Annotated in this window: 3 protein-coding genes and 3 pseudogenes; all 6 read right to left on the bottom strand. The window is 33.8% G+C overall.

The features are described 5' to 3' along the window. Positions 1–41: 41 nt before the first annotated feature. Positions 42–1,138, bottom strand: a pseudogene (locus JCM21531_RS16315) (polymorphic toxin-type HINT domain-containing protein); the annotation flags it as partial. Between the two features lie 206 nt (positions 1,139–1,344). Continuing rightward, positions 1,345–1,958 (bottom strand): annotated as a pseudogene (locus tag JCM21531_RS24675) (hypothetical protein). A gap of 588 nt (positions 1,959–2,546) precedes the next feature. Then, positions 2,547–2,861 carry a hypothetical protein gene (locus JCM21531_RS16305; RefSeq protein WP_131464555.1) on the bottom strand — a complete coding sequence of 105 codons (315 nt, stop codon included), beginning with the start codon at positions 2,859–2,861 and terminating at the stop codon, positions 2,547–2,549. Between the two features lie 126 nt (positions 2,862–2,987). Continuing rightward, positions 2,988–4,016, bottom strand: a pseudogene (locus JCM21531_RS23150) (HINT domain-containing protein); the annotation flags it as partial. Positions 4,017–4,896: 880 nt separating this feature from the next. Continuing rightward, positions 4,897–5,409, bottom strand: coding sequence for a DUF6985 domain-containing protein (locus JCM21531_RS16295; RefSeq protein WP_003514095.1), 513 nt, complete (start codon positions 5,407–5,409; stop codon positions 4,897–4,899). Between the two features lie 21 nt (positions 5,410–5,430). After that, a partial coding sequence (locus JCM21531_RS19050; protein ID WP_038291414.1) for a polymorphic toxin-type HINT domain-containing protein occupies positions 5,431–6,187 on the bottom strand: 757 nt, incomplete at its 5' end.

Here is a 6,187-nt window from a genome sequence, read left to right as displayed (position 1 = left end):
TAACGGATCTCTCATATCCTCATCTCCTTTTCATTCATTATTTATGGCCAAAGTCCGATTATTTCACCATTGCTGCCCAGTCTATATGTTATCACTTTTCCATCTTTGCCAACTCGTGATAAAACTTTTTCTATTTGACCATCATCTAACGCTTGCAATATGTCTTTTTGCAGCTTTCTATCGCCATTAACTGCTTCCAAAATTCTTTTACCACCATCCTCAAGGAGCCACTCATCCGACATTTGTTTTATGCCTTTTTTCGTTTTTCCCAATTGTGCACTATTAAACTTTGACTCATTAATTACATATTTAATATTTGAGTTTGGATCCTCGTTTACATATATTCCATCTATCCCCTTTACAATTTTATCATCCGGAGATGTCGGTGCACTTCTCCCCTTTCGTTTTAAATTATATCTTTCTTCTTTCAGACTTTGATTGTTAATTAAATTATCGTTCGCACGATATTCTCCATAATTACCCTTTTGCTTGTTACTGGCGGTTTCCAGATCCAGATTTTCAAAGGTAGTTTTAGGATTATAATTCGCATTATGTACCAATATCCCTTTATTCCCAACATGATAAGTATGAAAGTCATCAACTTTAAAGTTGTAAACTTTCACAGGTTCACCAGTTATTTCGAGCTTTTTCTCTTCCACTACCAAAACGTTGCCTCTTGAATCAACCAATTTGTCTCCGACTTGCAGATTCACCGCTACAACAAAACCTACATCTTTAACATAAAATGGATGGTCGACGGTTGTTTTGATTACTTCGCCCCCAATTCTCAAATGCAAAAGCTCCGTTGTCTCTCTCACATATGTCTCAAGCACCGTCTTTTCCGCTACTTCAAAAGTTTCAGGATTCGTCGCAATTACCTTGTCTCCTGCCTTGATATTTTCTATCGCAACCAAGCCTGCCGAAGTCAATATCAGCGTGCCTGCAACGAAGCACTTCATTGTGGATGCCGCTCCGGCAGTAAACACAGCCAGCGCGTTTACTGCAATCTGGAATCCATTGTAAAGTGCATTGGAATGCAGCTTCTGGTTAAATTCAACCAATGCGTTGGATGGATCAAATAATGATACCCCATAGCTAATATGTCAAACCCATCCATACCGAATGAAAGTACTGCAGTCATATAACATAAAACATTTCACTACCTTTGTACAACTTCTAATGTGTTTTTGGCTCTGAATATAATTGAATATACATCTATATATGAAACAAAAAGGTTACATCAGTTGAAATTGCGTGACCTGCAAATTTGTCCTTATCCCTTAAGCCTAAGTTTTTACGATTTGCTAGTAGCTTTGTACAAATAAAAAATTGCCATATAAAAAGCTAATTTGTTTTATCTTCTTTTAAGTATTTTTTATCGTTTTCCTTAAATATCTCTATCATCTCACAACAAAAGCCTAACCATCTCTCAGCAACACTTCTGTTAATGGAAACAATATCAATCGGTTTATAGTTATTAAGAAAATCGTCAAAAGGTATGTATTCATCTTTATTCTCATCCTCATCTTCAGGATAACCGTCATGCCATTTGTAAAGTAGACTTATTTCAATATATATTTTATCTCAAACATTATAAATGAAAGTTTCAATGCCTATATAGCTTGGAGTGCTCCAAACTATAAATTTTTCGCCGGATCAACAAGGCTTCGGTCACAAGTTGTTCGTAATTTATTTGTATAAATATTATAGTAATATCCGATCCCTTTATTTATATACTCACTTTCAATTTGCATCTTAAAATTTAATACTTGTTCTAATGAATTTTTCAATGATTGTATCGCTTCTGTAGCAAAATCATCATATAAAGTATATTCAATCTGATCTTTTAAATACTTTACTGTCACATAATCAAACGATTCCATATCTTCTTTTTTACACGGCAAATATATCCCGATAGATTGTGTTTTTGATATCTCTAAATTAATCAAATTTTCCATATTTATCCTTCCCTTGCTTTTTTGTCCTAATTAAGTTGACTTAAAAAACCTTACTTTTTTAGAATTATTCATCTTATTATTTTCATTATTATTATTTTCAGAACATTTTGACTTCATTTTAATCTTAATCCTTCTTTTGCTTTCCTTATCCCACATCTGTTAAATTAAACTTTGTTTTAGCAACCCTTTCAACATACCCTGCCATAACTAAAGCATTTTTCATATCATCAGTTAAAGGAGCGAAAGTTGAATTCTTAACTTTATCCCATGTTCTAACATATCCATGAAATTTATCACCAACCGTATTATCTAATATAATAAAATCTCCATTTATTCCAATTCCTACTCCCTTCTAGATTTAGATGCATCTTTTATTTCAACAGAATTATCCAATGCAAATTGACCGTCTATTGGTCTTTTACTTTTTACTAACTCTTCCATGATAATCTGCATCTTCGTATATTCCATTTTCATAAGTATATATGCTATTTCCAGGCTTATAATTGTTTGCATTACGAACCAATATTCCATTATAAAAGTACGTTATTAATAAAAAGCGATTTTATTAGGTCAATCTATATAATGGTACTATAAAATTCTTTGAAATCTGAAAAAGAAGGTAATCAGATCCTCTGCAACAGGGTCATCTTTCGATAGTTTATTAATATATCTGTTTATAAAATTACTACTTGCTTCAAAAATACTTTTTGCCAGTAAATTTTTGTTGACTTCGCATAGAAATTCTCCACCGGCTTCAACGCTTATATTATTACCATTTGCCTTTTTAAACGAAATACTAAATGAGGAATCCGCTCCTATACAAGTATATTCCTCAATTTTGCTACTCAGATAAAATTTCCTATAACCATCAAGTAAATCTGTAACAGTTACAAATAACATCATTGATTGATCAGGGATTTTGTTCTTGATGATATAGTTTTTTCACCAAATATAACATCAATATGCCCTAAAGCAAATCCTGAAATATTTTCCACAGGCTCATCAAAAGAAAAAATTAACTTAATTATACTAATGACCTCCTCTGACCGGGAAAATAGTAATAACTCTATTAAAATCATCTGAATCAACAATAACTCTTACTAAATCCCTTTTCCCATTAACCTTAATTACTTTTTCAAATGTTTTTATTTTTCTACTTAGATCAGAAATTCGAGTTCCTTTTTTAACTAATATTTTGGTCGCTTCTTCGACTTGTTTCCTTGTAGTTCCCGGTGCAAATAAATCTCCCGGCCCATTAGGATGATTTCCAGTTATATGTCTGTTTTCTATATGTATTCGTCCTTCAATTAAATTTCCGTCCTCTATACGAGGTTCAGTTCTATGAGGGATTCTATGTTTATTTCCAAGGTTATAGTCTGCATTATGGACCAATATTCCATCATTACCAACATGATAAGCATGAAAATCATCAACTTGAAAGTTATAAACCTTGCCAGGTTCATCTGTTATCTCAAGCTTTTTCTCTTCCACCACCAAAAGATTGCCTTTTGAATCTAGCAGCTTATCTCCTACTTGCAGTTTTCCCGCTTCAACAAAACCCACATCTTTTACATAAAACGGATGTTCAAAGGTTGTCTTGATTACCTCTCCATTGATTGTCAAATGCAAATTCTCCGTCGTCTCTCTTACATATGTCTCAAGCACTGTCTTCTCGGCTACTTCAAAAGTCTCCGGATTCGTTGCAATTACCTTGTCTCCTGCCTTGATATTCTCTATTGCAACCAAACCTGTCGCTGTCAATATCATCGTACCTGCAACGAAGCACTTCATTGTTGATGCCGCTCCGGCAGTAAACACAGCCAGCGCGTTTACTGCAATCTGGAATCCATTGTAAAGTGCATTGAAATGCAGCTTCTGGTTAAATTCAACCAATGCGTTGGATGGATCAAATAATGATACCCCCATAGCCAGCATGTCAAATCCATCCATACCAAAGGAAAGTGCTGCAGTCACTTTTGACGTAACATTTATCGCTTTCCCCAATGTGCTCATGCATTGAATGCCTTTCTCTACAGAAATTTTCAAAGCACCAAGCCCGATATATACGGTACTCCTATTAATATTAAAGATTTCTTTTTTAATCCTGATAAACCTAGACTTAAAATCAATTATAGATTTTTAACATCTTTTGCTAAATCTGACATTTGGTTAGTTTTACAGTTATACAGTATTACTATTGCCATTAAATTACTTGCTGTTTTGCGTAATTATATTGCTATTTACTATGATTTTGTTATTAACTTGCATCCGAATTCCTCACTCTTCTCGAACTTACCTACCTAATGGGATGTGCGCTAATGCTTTTTTCGTATCTGTCGGTAATTTTCGTTAATGCGGTTGGATCAGGTACTTTCCGTTCGAACGGTATCCAACTCGATACATAATGTTACGTGCAACTTCAAGGAAAGTTCTTCATAATCCAGCCCAGTATAATGCTTGAAAAACATTATCCAATATATACTCGAACCTGCACAGTCAAGTGCCCGCATTGGGTATTGAACCGTTTAATCCTTAGAATTCCCGAAAAATTCTTTCTAAGAGAGTCTATCACTTTTCTCAAGATAGGAAGTAAAATTTATATGATAGGAAGTAAAATTTATATGCAGCCTTTGGTATAAGGACCTAAGACACGAACAGTTGATTCCAATTTGGATAATCCAATATCAACATACCCATTACCTTTTTACACTTTTGACATTGGAATTACTGCTTCAAACTCATGTTATTCAAGATTTTTCAAAGTGTTTTCCGTTTCATCAATACTATAAGGTTATTCGTCTTCCTCACAATCTTTCAATTTTCTATTTATCTACCATATAATAAAAACCATAACACCCTTATTGACCTTGTATAGATTGGTAACATAAACTATATGGTGTTATGGTCGTCAATCTAAATATTAACTATTTTTTCTATTCTAACTTTTTTTTCTATTCTTATCTTCTTCAGCTATCCAAGACATAAATGCAGTATCTGAACCACCAATATCTACAACGTTATCTTTATATAACATTACACCAACTCCATGCTCTTGATCCCACTTACAGTCAAACTGTATTCCAATGTATGGGAATCCATCTTTTTCAACATCCATAATAAATATTTTAATTGGATAAATAAGCTGATTTAATTCATTCTTATTATCAATATCCGGCATAAGTATTTCTTTTTCTTTACCTTCATAACCATATTCTTCTTGCCAAACAGGATATTTATCAAATATAGCTTCTATAACTGTATGTAAAATACGTGCCTGTTCAGCAATTAAAAAATCATAACCCTTTTTATGCAATGCGGTCACTTCGTCAACAATGCTGTCTCCACCAATGTTTAGTATAATTTTTAATTCTCGTCCAAAATACTCATCCCAATCATGTAATCGTATGTTTCCTTCCCAGAAAATACTATTTTTATGAACATTAGGTATCATTAACTCCACCTCTTTATTATTTTATGGCCTTATTCCCTTCCTTATTAATGCAGCGCCACCCGTATGTTTCACTGCTCCATGTAAATCAGATGGTACAAGCATCATAGTAATTCCATCTTCGACATGATGCCAAGTATACCCTTTTGGTGTTGATTTATATCCTGCTGCTTGATTAGCTTTAATAAAATCATAGTATGTGTCACCTTGTAATCCTTCAACTTTGACTGTCTTCTTACTATAGGGACTAAAATCTGGAAAACCTTCATTCGTAAATTTAACACCATCTGGATACTTTAATGCTAAATCACCACTTAACTTATATGTTTGCCCTGCATACTTCTTATTAATAATAGTAATACCGTCTAAGTCTCCTTCAACATAATTTGCATTATGCACCAATACTTCATTATCGCCAACATGATAAGTATGGAAGTCATCTACTTTAAAATTATAAACTTTAACAGGTTTATCTGCAATCTCTAGCTTTTTCTCTTCCACCACTAAAACATTGCCTCTTGAATCAAGCAGTTTATCTCCTACCTGCAGTTTTCCTGCTTCGACAAAGCCTACATCTTTTACATAAAACGGATGATCAAAGGTTGTCTTGATTACCTCTCCATTGATTGTCAAATGCAAAAGCTCCGTTGTTTCTCTCACATATGTCTCAAGCACCGTCTTCTCGGCTACTTCAAAAGTCTCTGGATTCGTTGCAATTACCTTGTCTCCTGCCTTGATATTCTCTATCGCAACCAAACCTGTCGTAGTCAATATCATCGTG

Source organism: Acetivibrio straminisolvens JCM 21531, from assembly GCF_000521465.1.
GTDB classification, from domain to species: Bacteria; Bacillota; Clostridia; order Acetivibrionales; family Acetivibrionaceae; genus Hungateiclostridium; species Hungateiclostridium straminisolvens.
Note: the sequence above shows the minus strand (reverse complement) of the source record. Positions and strands in the feature narration are given on the sequence as shown.